Raw genomic sequence first — 18,150 nt, 5'->3', positions numbered from 1 at the left:
TATCCTTTTCCGCGGAAATAAGAGTCCAAAGATTGAAGAAATGGTTCTCGCTCGTGTACAGGAAAAATTTTGAAGCAGATGATTCTGCTGCCTATCTTTGACGGTAGTCAACGCTCTGAAGCACCATAAGGTCGAGCAGCTGCAATTCGTTTTCCTTTTGCAAAAGAACCTGCGCCACTCCCTTCTCACTTAAAAATGCAATATATGCTGAGATCTTTTCCCTTTCAATTTGCAACACTTCCTTAAAGAATTGAGGATCATAGCGGCTAGTTAACTCCCTTTCAAGCATGATAAAAGAGGCTTTTTTCTTTAATGGATCTACTGCCTTAGAACCCGAAGTGGGCGCTAAAATATCAACCAGGCCTCCAATGATCTTTTTGGGTTGAAAACCATATTTACCACCGCCTCCACCCATGGCGGCATTGGAAACCCCGGATTGACGATCGGGAGCAAAAGCAAAATCCATATTATTAATTTCGGCAGCCGACCATGTGGGCAGATCAAGTTGTTGAACAGGAATATTTTTAAGATCGGCAGTGAGATTTCCCGTAAGGTTATGCGGCCTTATCACCACCTCGGCCAGTTCATTGATATTTTCTGTGATTTCTACGTGAAGACTTCTGGTTTTAAGGATATTATCATCTACCACCACCAGGAGATCGCTGTACTGTAAAGCTGAAAAATAAAGAGAATCATTCAAACTTACGGAAATAGCAAATTCTCCATTTTTGCTGGAGACACTTCCTTTACCGGTATTCTTATTATAAATGGTTATTCCCTCAGCATCAGCTTCGGCAGGAACTGTGATGCTTCCATTGATCTCAACCTCTCCAAGAGTTTGGGCTATGGTGGTCATAGAAAAGAACAAAAAGCAGAGGAGTAGCAGGTGCTTCATGTCTCAAAGAACGCCAAAAATTAAAAATAATTGCAGTGTTTATATGAAATTTTTATCGGTAATCTAGATATAACCTTTCAAAAATGACAAAATGAGAATAAAATATGGAGATTCATAAAGATAATTATTAACGTTCACTTTCCGCTTTGCGCTGTTTATATTTCTGGCTTTGTGCTACCAGAAATTCGATTAGTTCCATTTCATTTTCCGGCTTTAGCATTTGGCGGGTCAAGCCGTTGTCTTCAGCGAAATATATGAACTCACGAATATTCTCCTGCGGAATGTTTAGCTGTTCTTTGAAAAATTCATCTTCGTGTAATTGAAGAATCTGATCATCAATATCTTCATCACCTCCTACTGTGGTCATTACATCACGCGAGGTAAAAATATTCCTGAAGATATTGGCAAAATTCATCCCACTGTAGATCATTCCGCTGCGCATGGCAGCATTTGGGGGAGAAACAAGGGAATCGGGACGAAAAGTGTTTTCGTAAGGATTAATTTCGGCAGCAGATTTTGTAGGAAGTTCTGCCTCAACTACGGGGATAATCCTGACATCTACCTGTACATTTCCGGAGAGATCGTAAGGTGAAACCACTACTTCCGGAAGGGTGTTCACCGCTTCAGAAACAAAAACATTAAGCTGCCTGTTGTCAACCACACCCTCATCCACAACAACCGAAAAATCCTGAAATTGAATTGCAGAAAATTGCAGGGTATCTCCGGCAGCTACTCTCACAGAAAAATTTCCTTCTTCATTAACAACGGTCAAACTTTTTCCTGTCCGGTTAAATACGGTAATCCCTTCCGGACTCTCTCCCATTGGCGGTGTGACTTTTCCGTCTATTTGCACCCGATCCTGGGCAAAAACGGTAAGAGAAATGAAGAATATAAAATAAGATAAAAGGGGTTTCATAATTATGCTTTTCTTAAAGGAACAAAATCTAATCTTTATAAAAATCTAATTTCCGACTAAACTTTAGTTAAAGGTTATGGAAACAGCTATAGGAAAAGATGTTTCAATGCTCGAAATTGGAATCCCGGGTTTCAGCTTTCATGAAATCTGTGGACCGGAAATTAAACTTTGAACACACGGAGAGAGAATTGGCCAAATTTTAGAATCTGCCTCTGGCATATTTCTTAATTTTACACAAACTGCTAATAAAACCGCATGAAAAACTTAATTCTTGCCAGTACTTCCACCTTGCACAGTCAGGAATATCTTGAGTATTTGATCCCCCTTCTAAAAAGGCATTTTTCAAACTGTAATAAAGTTCTCTTTATTCCCTATGCCCGTCCCGGCGGAATTTCACATGACGATTACACTGCAACAGCACAAAAAGCCTTTGAAAAAGCAGGCCTGGAGATTGAAGGTATACATGAATATGATTCCGCTCATGAGGCTGTAAAAAATGCTGAAGGAATATTTACCGGTGGAGGAAACACCTTCCTCCTGGTGCAACAACTTTACAGATATGACCTGCTCCCTGTTCTAAAGGAAACCCTGAACAATGGCACTCCTTACCTGGGAACTAGTGCAGGCACTAATATTGCCGGCCTTACCATAAAAACAACAAATGATATGCCTATTGTATATCCTCCCTCTTTTAATGCACTGGGGCTGGTGCCATTCAACATCAATCCGCATTACCTGGATCCAGATCCTAAATCCACTCATAAGGGAGAGACCAGGGAGACTCGCATAAAGGAATTCCATCGTCATAATACTCCGCCTGTTGTAGGTCTCCGCGAGGGGAGCTGGCTGGAAGTCAAAGGAAAGGACATAAGATTAAAAGGAAGCCTCACGGCCCGTGTTTTTGAAGCAAATCAAGAACCATTTGAAGTAGAACCGGAAACCCTCTTAAATGACCTCACATAACGTAGATTACCAAAAGATCCTTAACCAGATCAATCAGGAATATATAGACCAGCCAAGATCGGGGAAGGTGGCATCATACATCCCCGAACTGGCTAAGGTGCCGTCAACGAAATACGGGATGCACCTTCATGACCTGGAGGGAAACAATTACAGGTTTGGGGACAGTCAGGAACGTTTTTCGATACAGTCAATCTCCAAGGTTTTTACACTCTCCCTTGCCATGAAAGCGATGGGTGACAAATTGTGGAACCGGGTAGGTGTAGAACCCTCTGGCGACCCCTTCAATTCCCTTTCGCAACTGGAAAATGATTCGGGAATTCCCAGAAATCCTTTTATCAATGCTGGTGCCCTTGTAGTAGCCGATGTTTTGGTGTCTTCATTTAGCAATGCCAAAGCTGCCTTACTTACGTTCTTACGCGAAATCACAGGAAATCAGGAAATTGATTTTGATCCCGTAGTGGCAGCTTCAGAGCAATCTGAAGGTTATCGCAATTACGCCATTGTCAATTATCTCAAATCTTTCGGGAATATTGAGAATGATGTGGAGGAAGTCCTGGATTTTTACTTTCACCAGTGCTCCATCGCCATGTCCTGTAAGGAGCTGGCTAATGCGTTCATTATTTTTGCCAATAACGGAACAACTATAGGGTCGGAAAGGGAATTTCTCACCGGCAGACAGGTGAAAAGGGTGAATGCACTTATGCAAACCTGCGGGTTTTATGACGAAGCAGGGGAGTTTAGTTTTGAAGTAGGCCTTCCTGGAAAAAGTGGTGTAGGTGGTGGTATTGTTGCTGTTCATCCCGACAGGTTTGCAGTAGCTGTATGGAGTCCGCCGCTTAACCCTAAAGGAAATTCGGCTTTGGGCATGGCGTCTCTCGAGCGACTCACCACCCTAACAGGTTTTTCTATTTTTTAATGTTTCTGAAAGTAAGGTTGATCCTTGGCTCCTTTATTTTCTTTGACTTCGGAAGTCTGTGCAACCAGTATTTCTGAGTTTCTCCTGCCATGAGCAGCAAGCTTCCCGGTTCCAGCTGAAGCTCAATTTTTTCTCCGGAAGATTTGTGCTTTAGAACAAATCTTCTTTGTGCACCGAGACTTACGGAAGCAATTGCCGGCTGTTTGCCCAATTCTGCTTCTGCATCACTGTGCCAGGACATTCCCTCCTCGCCGGTATGATAAAGATTGAGCAGGCAGGAATTAAATTTCAGGCCCGTTTTCTCTTCCACCAGGTTCTTTAGTTCAACCAATTCAGGCGTCCAGATTTTAGCTTTTCGGGTGATTTTCGAGTAGGTGTATTCAAATTCCTTTTCGCCATACCAGCCTGTCATTCTTTTGGTCACGATCCTTTTTCCGAAAATGATCACCTCATCCTGCTTCCAATCTACCTCTTTCAGCAAAATCTCAAAAAATTTTTTCTCTTCCTGCTCACTAAGAATTCTTCCGAAGTAATAACTCTCCCCGTCTGCAGGCAACAAATTAGCAGGATAATTAATGGATTTCATGAGCAGTTCTAATTTATTTTTTTCAGGAAGATGAATAGACACATCAACGAGTGATTCTTTTGCTTATTTTTAATTCACTTTTATTGAAATATATGAAAAAAGTTATTCTTATCCTGTTGAGCTTTATGTTTTTCGGCTTTGGGAATGCCCAGCAGCAGTTTGATACTGTCGCCTATAAATCAACTTATAAAAATCTCTTCGAAAAAACGGCTTTTGGAGACAGCCTGACCACCGAAAACAAGATTGCCGGCCTCAGCAGGGCCTGGGCCGAAGCAAAATATAATTTTGCGAATTTTGATCTTGTCCCACAAGTCAATTGGGACAGTATTTATCATGCTTATATTCCCAGAGTTTTGGCTACTAAAAATAAAGAGGAATATTACAAGGTCCTGGTGGAGTTCTACAAACCTCTTAATGACGGCCACACACTTATTGTTGCTCCAAGGGAGCTTTGGGACAAGATGTATGCCACGCTTCCTATAAAGACAAAACTTCTTGATGGTAAGGTGGTGATTACCCGCCTTAAAAGCACAGAGGAGGTATATAAACTTTTACAACCTCGAACAGTTATCCATAAGATCAATGGCCAACTGGTAAAACAATATACCGAGAGACATATTGCCCCATCGATCAATTCGAGCACTCCTCATGATCTCAACGCCCGGCTCTACTCTTTCTTTTTCACTCGCGGAAAACTTTCTGAACCGGTCATCCTGGAATTGGAAACTCCCGAAGGCAAGCTTTTCACACATAGTTTCCCACGGAAGAAAATGGATCAATTACTTCCTGCTACTAATGATTATAGCTACAAGAAACTGGATGAGAGCACTTCTCTCCTAACGATAAACACCTTTATGCAGCCGGATGTAATCAAATTGTACGACAGCATTTTTAAGGCCCCACATCCCAAAAATTTACTAATTGATCTAAGAGAAAACGGAGGTGGAAACGGCAACAATGGATTTGAACTTATTGGATATCTTACTTCGGAACCTTTCCCTATGAGCAAACAAATTATGCGAAGATACAAGCCGGTGCAACGAGCCTGGGGTGGAGAACCGGACGTTCTTGAAATTGGCGAATATGATTGGATGCCTCACCAAAAAACTGTTTTTAAAGGAAGGGTCATCGTACTTACCGGCCCCGACACCTACTCGGCTGCCGAAGATTTTCTCTCCTCTTTCAAAGCTATAAAAAGGGGAACGGTCATTGGCCAAACTACCGGCGGCAGCACAGGACAGCCTTTAACTTTCCCCCTTCCCTTTGGTGGTTTGGGAGTTGTGTGCGCCAAGCGGGATGTACAGCCCGACTGGACAGAGTTTGTAGGTGTAGGTATTCATCCAGATGTTGAAGTACAACCCACTCTGGCTGCCTTTATTGCAGGAAGAGATGAAACTTTGGAGACTGCATTAACCATACTGAAACAATGAGAATTTTGACATGTATTTTCATGCTGCTCCTTTTGGCTTCAGCATGTACCCAAGAGCAGAAGCAGGAAGTCCTTGTGCTTCCGGTAATTCGCGGAGCACATGAAGTGAACCCGAATTATACTTACGACGACCTCCTGCAAATTGTCGATGCCTATGATCCGGAAATAATTGGAGTCGAAATTAGACCGGAAGATTTTCAAATGCAATCAGATTCTCTGGATCTTTTTTATCCGCTGGAGATGATCATGATTCGGGACTCTTTTCCGGGTAAGGTGCACGGGATTGATTACTACAGTGAAGATACCCGGAACATCAGGGTGAGTCGGGAAATGTTTTCAGATACTGTTTCAGAAATATACAGGATGACACGTTTGTCCCAAACCATGAAGCTTGATTCTTCTTTTGTTGCCCAATATCAACAAACCCGAATTCCCATGATCCAGGAGGAGCAGCGAAGAATGGCAATGAATTATTCGGCTGAAGATTTCCTGAAAGGAGAATACGACAGCATTACCGGTTTACAGTACCATATCGAGGATAGCCTCTTTGAAAATAGTATTTACGCTGCATATCCGGTTTTCAACAACCGTCGTGACCTGCAGATCACCCAAAATGCCCTGAGACTTATCGAAGATAATCCGGAGAAGAAAGTATTGATCCTGGTTGGCGCAAATCATCGCAACCGCCTTGTTGATTCTTTAATGAACAAAGATGTAGAACTTGTGAGAGATTTGAGCTTTATGAAAGATCTACCTTAGGTGTAATTACTTTTAAGGAAAAACGGGACTGCCTGGACCAGGAAATAAGAATTGGCAGGATGATCAATATTCTTACTACTGAAAAAATAATCTCTCCCTGTGCATCCAGATTGAGGGGATAGAAAAAATTTGCCATGAAGTGCAGCAAAACAGCTGCCAATATGCTTTTCTGGGTATGGTTATGGATCCAGGTGAAGATAACAGACAGCACCATAATCTGAAGGGACCAGCTCCAAAAGGAAAAGCCGAAGCCTTTTTGGGATTGAGAAGTACCTGCTATGAGAAATAGCGGCAGATGCCATATCAGCCAGAAAAATCCGACAATCAAACTTGCTTTTAAACTCCCCCATTTCTCCTGAAGTGGATCCAATAAAAATCCACGCCAGCCCAATTCCTCGGCCAGCGGGCCACCCAAAAGCATAAACACCAGAAATAGAACTATAGCCTCAAAGTTGTCCAGACCACTAAAGTACAAGGAGAAATCTGGAATTTCCTTCCCTATCAAAAACAGAATAAAATATCCAACAGCAAGAATTACCGGGAAAATGAGAAAAATAAGGAGAAGCCATTTCTTCCCTATATGACGAATGTCAAAGACACGCTTCCAGAATTCTCGTTTTCCCCTGGCACTCCACGAGGTCTGCACCATTAATACAGCTGCTAATGTAGGTCCGAATGCCCCCAGAAAAAGCAGAGGAATAAACCAGTTTTGGGATGGAGGGAAAATTATCATAGATCCCCAAACCAACCATGAAAATAAAAAGGTGAAAAATAGAAATTTGCGAATGTTCTCTGTTGCTTTCATACCAGAATAACAAAACATTTATTCAAATGTTACAGTTTAGAGGAACATTTCCATCTCGTATTGATTAACCGTATTTTCAAAGTCCCTGGAGAGTAATTCTTCGATAAGTTCGGTACGTTCTTCAGGAATATTTTTGATCTGGATTGTGGAGTACAGCTTCGAAATAGCGTCAAGCAAGCCGGAAAAATGCCTGTCTGTACTTTCGAGCTGAAGAATATTTTGATCATGATCAATGATAAAATAACCAGAGGGTTCATTTTCACCGTCTATCAATAAATGGGTTTCGGTTTTCTCTTCGGCTATTTTTACTGCTTCTGCCAAATTATCCCAGCTATAGCCCTTAGGATCATAAAGCTCCAGGTCGAGAACCCTTTGATATGAAACATTCTCAATTTCATATTCATCTCCCCCATCTGCATCCAGAACTCCTTTATACGATCTAAGAGTCCGCGTCACTTTAAAACCAATCCTTTCATAAACCTTTATAGCCCTTTCGTTTTTCACGATCACTTCCAGCAAGCATTTTACGACCCCCTTACTTTTTAAAGCAGGAATTGCATGAATATAAAGTTTCTCGGCGATTTGTTTACCGCGATATTGGGGAATAGTCCCGGTCCCGGTATTATATGCTGTTAATACTCCATTGTGAATATCCACACCATGGATAATAAATCCAACAAGTTGATCATCATCAAACATCCCGAAAGAAAGTTCCCAATCCACCCGGGCTTTTAAAAAACGTTCTTTCCAGTATTCTGTCTTCTGCGGAAGGGTTACAAAATAACCTTCAAAGGCAGAAAGGAAGCAGGACATTACCTCTTCAATAGGTGTAGTAGCAAGATTTTGGATCTTCATGAACCAGGTTTTATGGTCCTAATTACGGAATTTTATTCCTCTTGAGGCTGTTTTCTTTTCATCATTACCCATGTTCCCACAATCAGGAATATTGCGAAAACCGGATACAACATCTCCAGATTTGAGGCAGCAGCCTCTTCAGAAGTAATGGCAGCCATCAAAACGTGCAACATAGATGTGAAAAGCATGCCGAGGGTGCCGATAAGAAAAAAGAGGTTGATTTGTCTCATTTTTGGAGATTTAGATTGAAATCCATTATTAATGTACAAATATTGCCGAATAGTCGCTATTGTTAATAAGAAACAATTAACAGTTTTCAATGGATCAAATGTAGTTTGAAATCCCTGTGTACCGGGAGATCTGCGGTCTTATCACAAAAGGCAGAATAAAGAGACAATTAAGTCCGGGACAGGCTTCTCACCCCATCTCCCGCATAAAAAAAGCCCCGTCTTTCGACCAGCGGGAGACCGGGTTCCCCTCGACGGAGTTTATCCCGAGCTTGACGAGGGGCTCGGGACAGGCTTCTCACCCGATCTCCCGCATAAAAAAAGCCCCGTCTTTTGACGAGGCTTTGAGCGGGAGACCGGGTTCGAACCGGCGACATTCAGCTTGGAAGGCTGACGCTCTACCAACTGAGCTACTCCCGCATTGATAGAATGTTTTAATTTTTCCAGAGAAGAGTTGACGCTCTACCTCCCGATACCTATCGGGAGAGCTACTCCCGCGTTGATATTGCACTGCAAATATATACTGAAAGTTTTTATTGCTCAAAATAATTTTAAAGCTTTTTCAGGAAATGATACCCTTTGATCTCATAACCCTCATTCAGGTAAAATTTATGACTGCGATAGTTGCTCACATAGCTGTTGAGTTCAGAAGTTTCACATCCCTTTTTGGCGGCGTATTGATAAATAAACTTGAAAAGTTTTTTCCCTACTCCTTTACTCCTGTAGGGCTCCATAATGAATATATGATCTGGTTCACAGGAGCGACCGGCATAGTGCCGGGTCATGAACCACATTCCAAAAACCCCCACAGGTTCGCCTTCATGAAAAATTCCAAAGCATTCATAATTTTGATCAAACATTTCAGAAAACCTCTGGGTAAGGATCTCATTAGAAAACTGATGTCCCATCAACTCCTGGATCATAGGTAGTATTTGCGGAATTTCTTCCTTTAAAATCTTGTTAAATGCAAGGTTCATCCCCTTCTTTTCTGCAAAAATAGTCATATTTTTAGCTAGAATAATTTAAAATTCCACATGAAAGACACAGATAAAACCGGAAAAATTCAGGATCAAATTGAACGCTCCCTGCTCAACGATAGAAAAATTTTTATTTGGGGAACGGTAAATGAAAAAACAGCCAAGCATGTTATTGAAAGGATGATGTATCTTGACGCTACCGGTAACGAAGAGATCCAGTTTTACATTAGCAGCCCCGGAGGGTATGTTACTGCGGGCTTCGCAATTTATGATACCATGCTTAGCCTTAACAGCCCGGTCTCCACAATTTGTACGGGTCTTGCCGCTTCAATGGCGTCAATTTTACTTTCGGCAGGAGCCAAAGGCAGAAGGTTTGTACAGCCCCATGCCAAAGTAATGATCCACCAGCCCAGTGGCGGCGCTCAGGGCCAGGCTTCCAATATTGAAATCCAGGCCGCAGAAATTCTTAAGATCAAAGAACAAAGTGCACGCATCCTCGCCGAAAATTGCGGTCAGTCTTATGAGCGTGTTTATAAAGATTTCAACCGGGATTACTGGATGGACGCATCAGAATCTGTAGAATACGGGATCGTAGACGAGATCCTTCAAAAAAAATAAAGATGAACAAAGAAATTCAGCAAAAAGAAACAGACGGGAAAGGAATGTTCTACATTGAAAAAGATGGTGACATTGTTGCCGAACTTACCTACACCCTTCAAGATAATAATATCATGACCCTGGACCATACAGAAACCAACCCGGAATATTCAGGGGAAGGTTTAGCCAGTGGTCTTGTAAAGCACAGCGTTGATTATGCACGGGAAAAAGACCTGAAGATAGATCCGCTTTGTAAATATGCCGCAAAACAATTTGAGCGACACGAAGAATACCAGGAGGTGCAGGCTACCGAAGAATAACCCAAAGCTTTGATCCGGAAGATTACAGCCGAAGAAACCTACCCGGTACGGCAGGAAGTCCTACGCCCGGGAAGACCTTTAAAAGAATGCTTTTTTGAAGGAGACCTGGAAGAAGACAGCATTCACTTAGGTTATTTTGACGGCGAAAATCTTGTCGCAGTTGCAACGTATGTTGCACGTATAAATGCCCTTTTTAACGCCCCACACCAGTACCAGTTAAGAGGTATGGCCGTATTGCAGGCCTATCGCGAAAAAAAGCTGGGCCAAAAACTCCTTTTAGAAGGGGAAAAACACCTGAAAAAGAAAAATCCCAGCATTCTTCTATGGTTTAATGCACGAGAGACCGCAGTAGGTTTCTATGAGAAGTACGGGTATAATACTAAAGGCCCCGCTTTTATGATTCCCAATGTGTGTATGCATATTGTGATGTACAAAAATCCTCCAGAGTTATGAAAAGAATATTTTTAGTTCCAGTTCTTATATTATTAATCAGCCTAAGCGCATGCCAGGGAGATAAAAATGATCCTGCAACAAAGGCATCATCGGTCGAGGCTTCGGAAAGAATAACTGAAGCTTCACCCGATGGAATTAAAACAGAAATATCTGCCAATAATGACATTTTTGAAGGGGGATCACTGGAAAAAATATACAGTGAGCGCGATTATAAATCCCTGTGGCGTGACGGTGAGAGGCTACATGCCTTTTACACCAGTTTAAAAAGCGCAGACAAAGAAGGGCTTAACTTTAATGATTATCACGGAAAAGAGATCGATTCCTTACTGTCGTCCACAGATATTAACTCCACGCAGGCAGCCCGACTCGATTTAATATTATCGGATGCTTTTCTTACTTACGCCCGAGATCTTTATTACGGAAAACTAAATCCTGAAGAGCTGCATGAGTTTTGGGGAATATCCCGAAAAGAGAAAGATTTCGTGACCCTGCTTCAACAGGGGATCGAAAACAATGAAATCCCTACCGTTTTAGAAGACTTGAAACCGTCCCACCAGATCTATCGCGACCTCAAGAAAAGCCTGGCTGAGTATAAAAATGTTGAGACTAAAGATACCTCTTCTAAGAAAATATCCCGTGGAGAGCTTATAAAACCGGGAGAATCTGATCCCCGTATCAATGCTATAGCAAAGAGGCTTCAGGAGTTGAAGGCTTTTGAAGCCGATACTTCAGGAACTGCTAATGTTTATTCAGAAGAACTGGTTGAAGCAGTAAAGAAATTTCAGCAGAGCAAAAGTATTCAAACCGACGGTATTATAGGGAACTCTACCATTGATGAATTAAACAAAGGACCAAAGGATATTTACAACCAGATCCTCGCAAACCTTGAGAGGTGGCGCTGGTATCCAAGAGATTTGGGAGATCATTATATTTTGATAAACATTCCCAATTTTAAACTGGCGGTGGTAAAAGCCGGAGATACGATTAGGCAGCATAATGTAATTGCGGGCGCAAAAGCACGGCAAACTCCAATTTTTTCAGATACCATTAATCATCTGGTGATCAATCCTACATGGACGGTTCCGCCTACAATCAAATCAAAGGATATAATTCCTAAAATGGCGGCCGATCAATCCTATTCTCAAAAGAACAACATGACGGTCACCAGCACAACAGGAGAACAAGTTGATCCTTCAAGCGTGGATTGGAACAGCCCGGATGCCCGTAACTATACCTTTACGCAACGTGCCGGACCTTCTAATCCTCTGGGGAGAGTGAAGATCATGTATCCCAACAAATATTTGATATACCTCCACGACACCCCTGCCAAAAGCCTGTTTAGTCAAACACAACGTGCAGAAAGTTCGGGTTGTGTACGCGTGGAAAATGCCATTGATCTGGCTTCTTATGTGGTAGAAAACCAGGATGAATGGACCCAGGACAGGATTCAGGAAATTATCAATTCAGGAGAAACGACTACTGTAGAAGTAGACCGGCCCATCCAGGTCCATCACTTCTATTGGACTGCCTGGAGGGCTGGAAATAAAACTGTAGTAATTAATGATGTATATGACCTCGACAAACAGATCTACACGAAATTAACAGCGGAATAATTTATACCATCTGGTCATTAATATAAGTGGAGTTCGCAATGTAATTATCATTCGTGTGGTAGATAAACAACGCAGATCCACCTTTGATCTTATTGATGATCTCCTTAGATACTTCGGTAGGAACGGCAGGACATCCATAGCTACGACCTAATCTCCCAAGTCTTTGAATAGATGACTCTTTAGCATAATCTGCTCCATGAATAACAACATAACGCTCACGAGCCTTGGAGTTAAACTCCTTCTCCATCCCGTCGATAAAAAGGGACAGACCATTTTTTCCGTAGTAAGTTTCAGCGGTAACATAAAAACCCAGGGAGCTCTGCAGGGAATTTGGGGTATTAGAGAATTTTGTAGCCATGTTTCCTCCCGTATTCTTTCCGTGGGAAACATAGGTATGATAAAGGACCTCATTGCTTTCCATATCAAGGATCCACAATCTTTTTTCTGTAGAAGGAAGACTAAAGTCTACAATACTTAGGAGTTTATTTTCAATCTTTTCCTCGTCCTCCAGTTTGTTGTACCCAGTAATTGCATAAGTAAAAGAAACTCTGGAAGGCATATTTTCATTTACAGTGGCAAATTCTTCATAAAGAAGGCTAATTTTTTCTTCGGCGGTTGGTGCGGCTATTGCTTCCACTTCTTCTTTGACGGAAGTATTGGCGGCAATGGCAGCCTCGGCATTAGGCTCGTAGGTGGTGAAGGCGAATGTGGCGGTTAAAGACAAAAAGAGAACAGAGGCAGTTATTTTATTTATCATATTTTTTTGTTAAGTGATTAGTTGCCATATATATTTCAAAGGTCATACCAAAGACAATAAACGCAAGAATAATTCGGTAACAATGAGGACATTAACATTCCTCTCTTTGTCAAATATAAACGCATTATTTTTAAAAATATTATATAAAGTAAATTGAATATTGTTAAAATTTTAATTAACAACTAACACTAAAGAGAACTCTCATATACTCCTTTTAAAACTTTCTTCACCAGTCATATTTCGTATCTTTGCGCAAATACCTATTTTAATGGATAAGAAAGTAATATTGATGATCCTGGACGGCTGGGGGATTAGCAATGACCCTAATACATCGGCCGTTGACAAGGCAAATACCCCATTCATAGATACCCTTTATAAAAAATATCCTCATAGCCGGTTGAGAACCGATGGAATGAACGTGGGACTGCCCGAAGGGCAAATGGGCAATAGTGAAGTTGGCCACATGAACCTTGGTGCGGGAAGAATTGTATACCAGGATCTGGCAAAGATCAATTTGGCCGTACAAAATAATTCCCTCGGAAAAGAACCGGTTTTAGAACAGGCTTTTGATTATGCTAAAGCCAATAATAAACCTGTGCATTTCATGGGATTGGTGAGTGACGGAGGAGTACATTCCCATATCAACCACTTAAAGGGGCTGCTCTCTACAGCAGAGGAATACGGAATAAAAGAAAAGTATGTCCATGCTTTTACTGATGGTCGTGATGTTGATCCAAACTCCGGAAAAGGTTTTATTGAAGACCTACAGGAGCACCTGGAGAAAACAAATGGGAAACTTGCCTCTGTAATTGGCAGGTATTATGCCATGGATAGAGATAAACGCTGGGAAAGAACTAAAATGGCTTATGATCTTATTGTAAAAGGCATAGGTGAAAAACATCAAAACGCTGCCGAAGCCATTCAGCAGAGTTACGACAATGATATCACCGATGAGTTCATCAAACCTATAGTGATGATAGACAACAATGGTAATCCTGTCGCCACTTTGAAGGAGGAAGAAGTAGTGATCTTCTTTAATTTTAGGACCGACCGCGGCCGACAGCTTACCCAGGCTTTGACCCAAATAGATTTCCCGGAACAGGATATGAAAACTTTGCCTCTGTACTTCGTCACCATGACAAGGTATGATGAGACCTTTAGGAATATTAATGTTGTCTTTAATAAAGAAGACATTAAGGCTACTCTTGGTGAAGTGCTGGAACACTCCGGTAAATCGCAGATCCGTATTGCCGAAACCGAAAAATATCCTCACGTAACATTTTTCTTTTCCGGTGGAAGAGAGGCCCCATTTGAGAGGGAACAGCGTATTATGATCAATTCTCCCAAGGTAGCAACTTACGACCTGCAACCTGAAATGAGTGCATATGAATTAACCGATGCAATAGTGCCTGAGATCGAGAAGAAATCTGCCGATTTTATCTGTCTCAATTTTGCTAATCCCGATATGGTAGGTCATACGGGAGTATTTGAGGCAGCAGTAAAAGCTTGTGAAACAGTTGATGAATGCGCTAAAAGGGTGGTGGATGCTGCTGTCGAGAACGACTACTCTGTTCTTGTAATAGCCGATCATGGCAATAGTGAATTCATGATAAATAGTGACGGGAGTGCTAACACTGCCCATACTACGAATCCTGTACCCTTTATATTGGTAGATAAGGATGTAAAAGCTGTCAAAGATGGTATTTTAGGAGATATCGCACCCACTATCCTAAAACTCATGGGCGTAGAAAAACCCCAGTTAATGACCCAAAAACCTTTATTTTAAGAATGAAAATTTTTCTTTATTTAATGCTGTTGATAACAGCTGCCAATTGCGGTAGCTCTAAGGCACCAGAAACTGAAAATAAAAATATTCCCGAAGAGACTGTTTCACAGGAGGCTCAAAATGATCTGTTGATAGGTGAAGTAGAGCTGGAAGATTTTCAGCAGCCACCTTTCTCCACCTGGTTTGATCCTATGTACAAATCTTATGCGCCAGATGAGGCAGCTCTAAAAACGATTCAGGAGAATATCAATGACTATGAGATCGTTATGTTCATGGGCACCTGGTGCGCAGATAGCCAGCGGGAAGTTCCAAAGTTCTATAAACTTTTAGAGTTAAGTGATTACGATCTGTCCCGGCTGCAGGTAAAAGCTGTAAGTGAAGACAAAACTCTGCCTAATGATGGTCAAAAAGAATATGATGTAATATATGTTCCCACAATTATATTCTTAAAAGATGGAGAAGAAGTAGGCAGGTTCGTTGAGTACTCAAATGAAGAACTGGAAGAGGATATTGCGAAAATTGTGTCTGGACAGGAATATATGCATCCTTACCAGCAATAATACGGTTTTTAATGTTTAATTGTCGTTTTTACATATGCCCAATTTGTTAACTATAGCAGTAGATTTTGACGGAACATTGGTGGAGAATCGGTATCCAAAGATTGGAAAACCGGTGTTGTTTGCCTTTGAAACCCTAAAGAAACTTCAACAGGAGGGACATCAAATTATACTTTGGACCTATAGAAGCGGCATTAAACTTACAGAAGCAGTAGAATTTTGCGAAAGTAAAGGGATTAAATTTTATGCAATAAATAAGAGTTATCCCGAAGAGCAATATGAAGAACAGATCATGAGCCGGAAGATCCTGGCCGATATTTTTATTGATGACCGCAACATCAATGGATTACCTCCATGGGGAGAAATCTATCATAAGCTCGCCAACTCCTCTTCAAAAGCCTTAGAGCCCAGGAAGAAAAACAATAGATTACTTGAAATTTTTAAGAAGTTATAATGATCATACCAAAGACCAGAGAAGAAATTGAACTCATACGCCACAGTGCCTTGATTGTGTCGAAAACCCTTGGCATGCTCGCTTCGGAAGTTAAACCCGGAGTCACCACCCTGCACCTGGATAAAATGGCCGAAGAATTTATTCGCGACCATGGTGCCGAGCCGGGTTTTCTTGGAATGTATGATTTCCCCAATTCTTTATGTATGAGCCCCAATGCACAGGTGGTACACGGGATCCCAAATAATAAACCTTTACAAGAAGGAGACGTGATCTCTATAGATTGCGGAGCTTTCAAAAATGGCTTTTACGGCGATCATGCCTATACCTTCAGCGTAGGCGAAATAGATACGGAAACCCAAAAGCTTCTCGATGTAACCAAGGAATCATTGTATGTCGGGATCCGGGAGTTCAAAATGGGAAACCGGGTTGGAGACGTGGGATTTGCAATACAACAATATGCAGAAAAGAACGGCTTTGGAGTGGTTCGGGAGTTGGTTGGCCATGGTCTTGGTGCCAAAATGCACGAAGATCCTGAAATGCCGAATTACGGGAAGCGCGGCCGCGGAAAAAAGTTTGTTGAAGGAATGGTGGTAGCCATTGAACCAATGATCAACGCAGGTACTCACCGCATTAAACAATTACGTGACGGCTGGACGATCTTAACAGCAGATAATAAACCCAGTGCCCACTTTGAACATGATGTTGCATTAATCGACGGAAAACCGGAACTATTATCAACTTTTCACTACATTTATCAGGCTCTGGGAATAGAAAGTGACGAGGAGGAAGAATTCAGGGCCCAAACCATCAACTTCAATGATTAAAAATTTTCGACAGGAAAAGTGGCTCCCCTATTCCAGAGAGAACTGGCATGAACGTTTTCGTTATGCCATTTCGAATTATGGAAGAGTAGTTAGTTACGTAAAAAATCCTGACGGAGATCTTCTAAAAGGCGGAAAATCGCAAGGCTTCCTCACCTTTGTAGCTACTCTCAAAAATGGCAAAAAACAAGCCTGCTATATTCATAGGGTAGTTGCTGAACTTTTTATTCCGAAGAAAGAAGGAGATGAGTTTGTCATCCATAAGAACTATCAGAAGACAGAGAACAAGGTAAATAATCTTGCATGGGTGACTAAAAAAGAATGGGTCGCTCACCAGCAAAACAATCCGCAGGTAAAGGAGAATAAGCTGAAGCGCAAGCTTGGCACCATCAAATGCTATTCTAAACTTTCTTACGCTCAGGCGACCATTCTTAAGAAAAAACTGCTTGATCCAAACCGAAAAACCCGCATTAGGATCCTGGCAAAGCAATTCGGGGTTTCAGAAATGCAACTTTACAGGATCAAGTCGGGAGAAAATTGGGGAGATATTAAGGTATGATCGGGAAGACTTTCAAGTTTTTTCTAAACAAAATTCCCCGTCCTTTGCTCATTAGGCTTAGCTATGTGGTGAAGCCATTCTTTCTGTTCACGTTAAGAGGTAACAAATACACCGATCCCATCGACGGCCGTAGTTTTTCAAAATTTTTGCCTTATGGTTATGAAGAGCAGCGGGAAAATGTTCTTTCCCCCTCTACTCTTTCGCTCGAGCGACACCGCCTCCTCTGGCTTTTCCTGAAGGATCACACCTCTTTCTTCACTGCCCCTCACAAAGTGCTGCATTTTGCACCTGAACAGGCTTTTTTTAAGCCCTTCCGGAAACTGAAGAACCTGGATTACACAACCACAGATCTCAATTCACCACTCGCCGATGTAAAAGCTGATATTTGTGATCTACCCTTTGAAGACAACAGTTTTGACTTCATTTTGTGCAACCACGTCCTTGAACATATTCCCAACGACACCAAAGCAATGCAGGAACTGTATAGAATCCTAGAACCCGGTGGCACGGCCATCTTACAAATACCCCAGGACCTGAAAAGAGAAAAAACCTTTGAAGATGATTCTATTACAGATCCAAAGCAGCGGGCAAAGATCTTTGGCCAGTATGATCATGTAAGAGTCTACGGTAGGGATTATTTTGAAAAACTAAGAGGAATAGGTTTTAAGGTAAAAGAAGTAGATCTCACTTCCCAATTATCTCCGGAGCTTGTGGAGAAATACAGGCTGGCAAAGGGGGAGATCATTCCCGTGGCAAAAAAATAGAACGGGTATTTTAATGTATCATGGTCTATGAATTCCAAAAAAGGGAGTAATGATTATTACCTTACAACTATAGCTACACAGAAATTACAGCCGGCTCACTTTCCAACTTTCAATTTAGTAACCTCGCAGTCTCCTTGCTAT

Annotated in this window: 22 protein-coding genes and 1 tRNA gene; 14 read left to right on the top strand and 9 right to left on the bottom strand. The window is 41.7% G+C overall.

The genetic code is table 11. The features are described 5' to 3' along the window. Positions 1–91 precede the first annotated feature (91 nt). Positions 92–856 carry a carboxypeptidase-like regulatory domain-containing protein gene (locus tag LA313_RS00280; protein ID WP_228912605.1) on the bottom strand — a complete coding sequence of 255 codons (765 nt, stop codon included), beginning with the start codon at positions 854–856 and terminating at the stop codon, positions 92–94. A gap of 166 nt (positions 857–1,022) precedes the next feature. Continuing rightward, entirely contained in the window at positions 1,023–1,811 is a 789-nt protein-coding gene (locus tag LA313_RS00275) for a peptidase associated/transthyretin-like domain-containing protein (RefSeq protein WP_228912604.1), read from the bottom strand. 255 nt (positions 1,812–2,066) lie between these two features. Between LA313_RS00275 and pepE the strand changes: the two genes are divergently transcribed. Further along, positions 2,067–2,774, top strand: a complete 708-nt coding sequence (pepE, locus tag LA313_RS00270; RefSeq protein WP_228912603.1) for a dipeptidase PepE — start codon at positions 2,067–2,069, stop codon at positions 2,772–2,774. Further along, on the top strand, positions 2,761–3,690 hold the full coding sequence (locus LA313_RS00265; protein WP_228912602.1) for a glutaminase: 930 nt from the start codon (positions 2,761–2,763) through the stop codon (positions 3,688–3,690). The genes pepE and LA313_RS00265 overlap by 14 nt, the downstream gene beginning before the upstream one ends. On the opposite strand, the gene LA313_RS00260 is transcribed toward LA313_RS00265, so the two are convergent. Beyond that, positions 3,680–4,276 (bottom strand): alpha-ketoglutarate-dependent dioxygenase AlkB family protein, encoded by a 597-nt coding sequence (locus LA313_RS00260; protein WP_228912601.1) that lies wholly within the window; start codon positions 4,274–4,276, stop codon positions 3,680–3,682. The two genes, LA313_RS00265 and LA313_RS00260, sit on opposite strands and share 11 nt — an antisense overlap. A 92-nt stretch (positions 4,277–4,368) precedes the next feature. On the opposite strand from LA313_RS00260, the gene LA313_RS00255 reads away from it, so the two are divergent. Then, entirely contained in the window at positions 4,369–5,706 is a 1,338-nt protein-coding gene (locus LA313_RS00255; protein WP_228912600.1) for a S41 family peptidase, read from the top strand. After that, positions 5,703–6,464, top strand: coding sequence for a hypothetical protein (locus LA313_RS00250; protein ID WP_228912599.1), 762 nt, complete (start codon positions 5,703–5,705; stop codon positions 6,462–6,464). The genes LA313_RS00255 and LA313_RS00250 overlap by 4 nt, the downstream gene beginning before the upstream one ends. Here the strand turns inward: LA313_RS00250 and LA313_RS00245 are convergent. The 5 genes from LA313_RS00245 to LA313_RS00225 form a co-directional block, all read right to left on the bottom strand. Further along, entirely contained in the window at positions 6,445–7,113 is a 669-nt protein-coding gene (locus tag LA313_RS00245; RefSeq protein WP_228912598.1) for a CPBP family intramembrane glutamic endopeptidase, read from the bottom strand. The genes LA313_RS00250 and LA313_RS00245 overlap by 20 nt on opposite strands. Positions 7,114–7,305: 192 nt before the next feature. Then, on the bottom strand, positions 7,306–8,124 hold the full coding sequence (locus LA313_RS00240; RefSeq protein WP_228912597.1) for a GNAT family N-acetyltransferase: 819 nt from the start codon (positions 8,122–8,124) through the stop codon (positions 7,306–7,308). Between the two features lie 32 nt (positions 8,125–8,156). Further along, positions 8,157–8,354, bottom strand: a complete 198-nt coding sequence (locus tag LA313_RS00235; RefSeq protein WP_228912596.1) for a hypothetical protein — start codon at positions 8,352–8,354, stop codon at positions 8,157–8,159. Positions 8,355–8,698: 344 nt separating this feature from the next. Continuing rightward, positions 8,699–8,771: transfer RNA gene (locus LA313_RS00230), tRNA-Gly, on the bottom strand. 131 nt (positions 8,772–8,902) lie between these two features. Then, the gene (locus tag LA313_RS00225; RefSeq protein WP_228912595.1) at positions 8,903–9,355 is read right to left on the bottom strand and encodes a GNAT family N-acetyltransferase; all 453 of its coding nucleotides are present in this window, start codon (positions 9,353–9,355) and stop codon (positions 8,903–8,905) included. Positions 9,356–9,385: 30 nt separating this feature from the next. Between LA313_RS00225 and LA313_RS00220 the strand changes: the two genes are divergently transcribed. The 4 genes from LA313_RS00220 to LA313_RS00205 are packed head-to-tail and all read left to right on the top strand — an operon-like array spanning position 9,386 to position 12,311. Further along, positions 9,386–9,946 carry a ClpP family protease gene (locus LA313_RS00220; RefSeq protein ID WP_228912594.1) on the top strand — a complete coding sequence of 187 codons (561 nt, stop codon included), beginning with the start codon at positions 9,386–9,388 and terminating at the stop codon, positions 9,944–9,946. A 2-nt stretch (positions 9,947–9,948) separates the two neighbouring features. Beyond that, complete coding sequence (locus LA313_RS00215) at positions 9,949–10,245, top strand: GNAT family N-acetyltransferase (protein ID WP_228912593.1); 297 nt, start codon at positions 9,949–9,951, stop codon at positions 10,243–10,245. A 9-nt stretch (positions 10,246–10,254) separates the two neighbouring features. Further along, positions 10,255–10,698, top strand: coding sequence for a GNAT family N-acetyltransferase (locus LA313_RS00210; RefSeq protein ID WP_228912592.1), 444 nt, complete (start codon positions 10,255–10,257; stop codon positions 10,696–10,698). Further along, on the top strand, positions 10,695–12,311 hold the full coding sequence (locus tag LA313_RS00205; protein ID WP_228912591.1) for a L,D-transpeptidase family protein: 1,617 nt from the start codon (positions 10,695–10,697) through the stop codon (positions 12,309–12,311). Before LA313_RS00210 ends, LA313_RS00205 begins: the two co-directional genes overlap by 4 nt. Before the next feature lies 1 nt (position 12,312). Here the strand turns inward: LA313_RS00205 and LA313_RS00200 are convergent, their stop codons facing one another. After that, positions 12,313–13,068, bottom strand: a complete 756-nt coding sequence (locus LA313_RS00200; protein WP_228912590.1) for a murein L,D-transpeptidase catalytic domain family protein — start codon at positions 13,066–13,068, stop codon at positions 12,313–12,315. Positions 13,069–13,336: 268 nt separating this feature from the next. Here LA313_RS00200 and gpmI point away from each other — a divergent pair, with 268 nt between their 5' ends. From gpmI to LA313_RS00170, 6 genes are read left to right on the top strand one after another with little or no spacing between them, the layout of a single operon-like run. Next, the gene (gene gpmI, locus LA313_RS00195) at positions 13,337–14,854 is read left to right on the top strand and encodes a 2,3-bisphosphoglycerate-independent phosphoglycerate mutase (RefSeq protein WP_228912589.1); all 1,518 of its coding nucleotides are present in this window, start codon (positions 13,337–13,339) and stop codon (positions 14,852–14,854) included. A gap of 2 nt (positions 14,855–14,856) precedes the next feature. Next, a complete protein-coding gene (locus LA313_RS00190; protein ID WP_228912588.1) occupies positions 14,857–15,414 on the top strand; it encodes a TlpA family protein disulfide reductase in 558 nt (185 codons plus the stop codon). Positions 15,415–15,448: 34 nt separating this feature from the next. Then, on the top strand, positions 15,449–15,865 hold the full coding sequence (locus LA313_RS00185) for a BT0820 family HAD-type phosphatase (RefSeq protein ID WP_228912587.1): 417 nt from the start codon (positions 15,449–15,451) through the stop codon (positions 15,863–15,865). Continuing rightward, entirely contained in the window at positions 15,865–16,689 is an 825-nt protein-coding gene (gene map / locus LA313_RS00180) for a type I methionyl aminopeptidase (protein WP_228912586.1), read from the top strand. The genes LA313_RS00185 and map overlap by 1 nt, the downstream gene beginning before the upstream one ends. Next, a complete protein-coding gene (locus LA313_RS00175) occupies positions 16,682–17,245 on the top strand; it encodes an HNH endonuclease (RefSeq protein ID WP_228912585.1) in 564 nt (187 codons plus the stop codon). Before map ends, LA313_RS00175 begins: the two co-directional genes overlap by 8 nt. Next, a complete protein-coding gene (locus LA313_RS00170) occupies positions 17,242–18,009 on the top strand; it encodes a class I SAM-dependent methyltransferase (protein WP_255702445.1) in 768 nt (255 codons plus the stop codon). Before LA313_RS00175 ends, LA313_RS00170 begins: the two co-directional genes overlap by 4 nt. Positions 18,010–18,150: the final 141 nt, after the last annotated feature.

Source organism: Salinimicrobium sediminilitoris, from assembly GCF_020866905.1.
In the GTDB taxonomy this organism is placed as follows: Bacteria; Bacteroidota; Bacteroidia; order Flavobacteriales; family Flavobacteriaceae; genus Salinimicrobium; species Salinimicrobium sediminilitoris.
This window is presented reverse-complemented; position numbering and strand designations above follow the sequence as displayed.

Coding starts and splice junctions, on each gene's coding strand:
- pepE (WP_228912603.1), top strand. CDS start 2,067: ATGAAAAACTTAATTCTTGCCAGTACTTCCACCTTGCACAGTCAGGAA.
- LA313_RS00240 (WP_228912597.1), bottom strand. CDS start 8,124: ATGAAGATCCAAAATCTTGCTACTACACCTATTGAAGAGGTAATGTCC.
- map (WP_228912586.1), top strand. CDS start 15,865: ATGATCATACCAAAGACCAGAGAAGAAATTGAACTCATACGCCACAGT.
- LA313_RS00245 (WP_228912598.1), bottom strand. CDS start 7,113: ATGGTGCAGACCTCGTGGAGTGCCAGGGGAAAACGAGAATTCTGGAAG.
- LA313_RS00235 (WP_228912596.1), bottom strand. CDS start 8,354: ATGAGACAAATCAACCTCTTTTTTCTTATCGGCACCCTCGGCATGCTT.
- LA313_RS00265 (WP_228912602.1), top strand. CDS start 2,761: ATGACCTCACATAACGTAGATTACCAAAAGATCCTTAACCAGATCAAT.
- gpmI (WP_228912589.1), top strand. CDS start 13,337: ATGGATAAGAAAGTAATATTGATGATCCTGGACGGCTGGGGGATTAGC.
- LA313_RS00220 (WP_228912594.1), top strand. CDS start 9,386: ATGAAAGACACAGATAAAACCGGAAAAATTCAGGATCAAATTGAACGC.
- LA313_RS00190 (WP_228912588.1), top strand. CDS start 14,857: ATGAAAATTTTTCTTTATTTAATGCTGTTGATAACAGCTGCCAATTGC.
- LA313_RS00225 (WP_228912595.1), bottom strand. CDS start 9,355: ATGACTATTTTTGCAGAAAAGAAGGGGATGAACCTTGCATTTAACAAG.
- LA313_RS00255 (WP_228912600.1), top strand. CDS start 4,369: ATGAAAAAAGTTATTCTTATCCTGTTGAGCTTTATGTTTTTCGGCTTT.
- LA313_RS00260 (WP_228912601.1), bottom strand. CDS start 4,276: ATGAAATCCATTAATTATCCTGCTAATTTGTTGCCTGCAGACGGGGAG.
- LA313_RS00250 (WP_228912599.1), top strand. CDS start 5,703: ATGAGAATTTTGACATGTATTTTCATGCTGCTCCTTTTGGCTTCAGCA.
- LA313_RS00280 (WP_228912605.1), bottom strand. CDS start 856: ATGACCACCATAGCCCAAACTCTTGGAGAGGTTGAGATCAATGGAAGC.
- LA313_RS00205 (WP_228912591.1), top strand. CDS start 10,695: ATGAAAAGAATATTTTTAGTTCCAGTTCTTATATTATTAATCAGCCTA.
- LA313_RS00175 (WP_228912585.1), top strand. CDS start 16,682: ATGATTAAAAATTTTCGACAGGAAAAGTGGCTCCCCTATTCCAGAGAG.
- LA313_RS00215 (WP_228912593.1), top strand. CDS start 9,949: ATGAACAAAGAAATTCAGCAAAAAGAAACAGACGGGAAAGGAATGTTC.
- LA313_RS00185 (WP_228912587.1), top strand. CDS start 15,449: ATGCCCAATTTGTTAACTATAGCAGTAGATTTTGACGGAACATTGGTG.
- LA313_RS00170 (WP_255702445.1), top strand. CDS start 17,242: ATGATCGGGAAGACTTTCAAGTTTTTTCTAAACAAAATTCCCCGTCCT.
- LA313_RS00275 (WP_228912604.1), bottom strand. CDS start 1,811: ATGAAACCCCTTTTATCTTATTTTATATTCTTCATTTCTCTTACCGTT.
- LA313_RS00200 (WP_228912590.1), bottom strand. CDS start 13,068: ATGATAAATAAAATAACTGCCTCTGTTCTCTTTTTGTCTTTAACCGCC.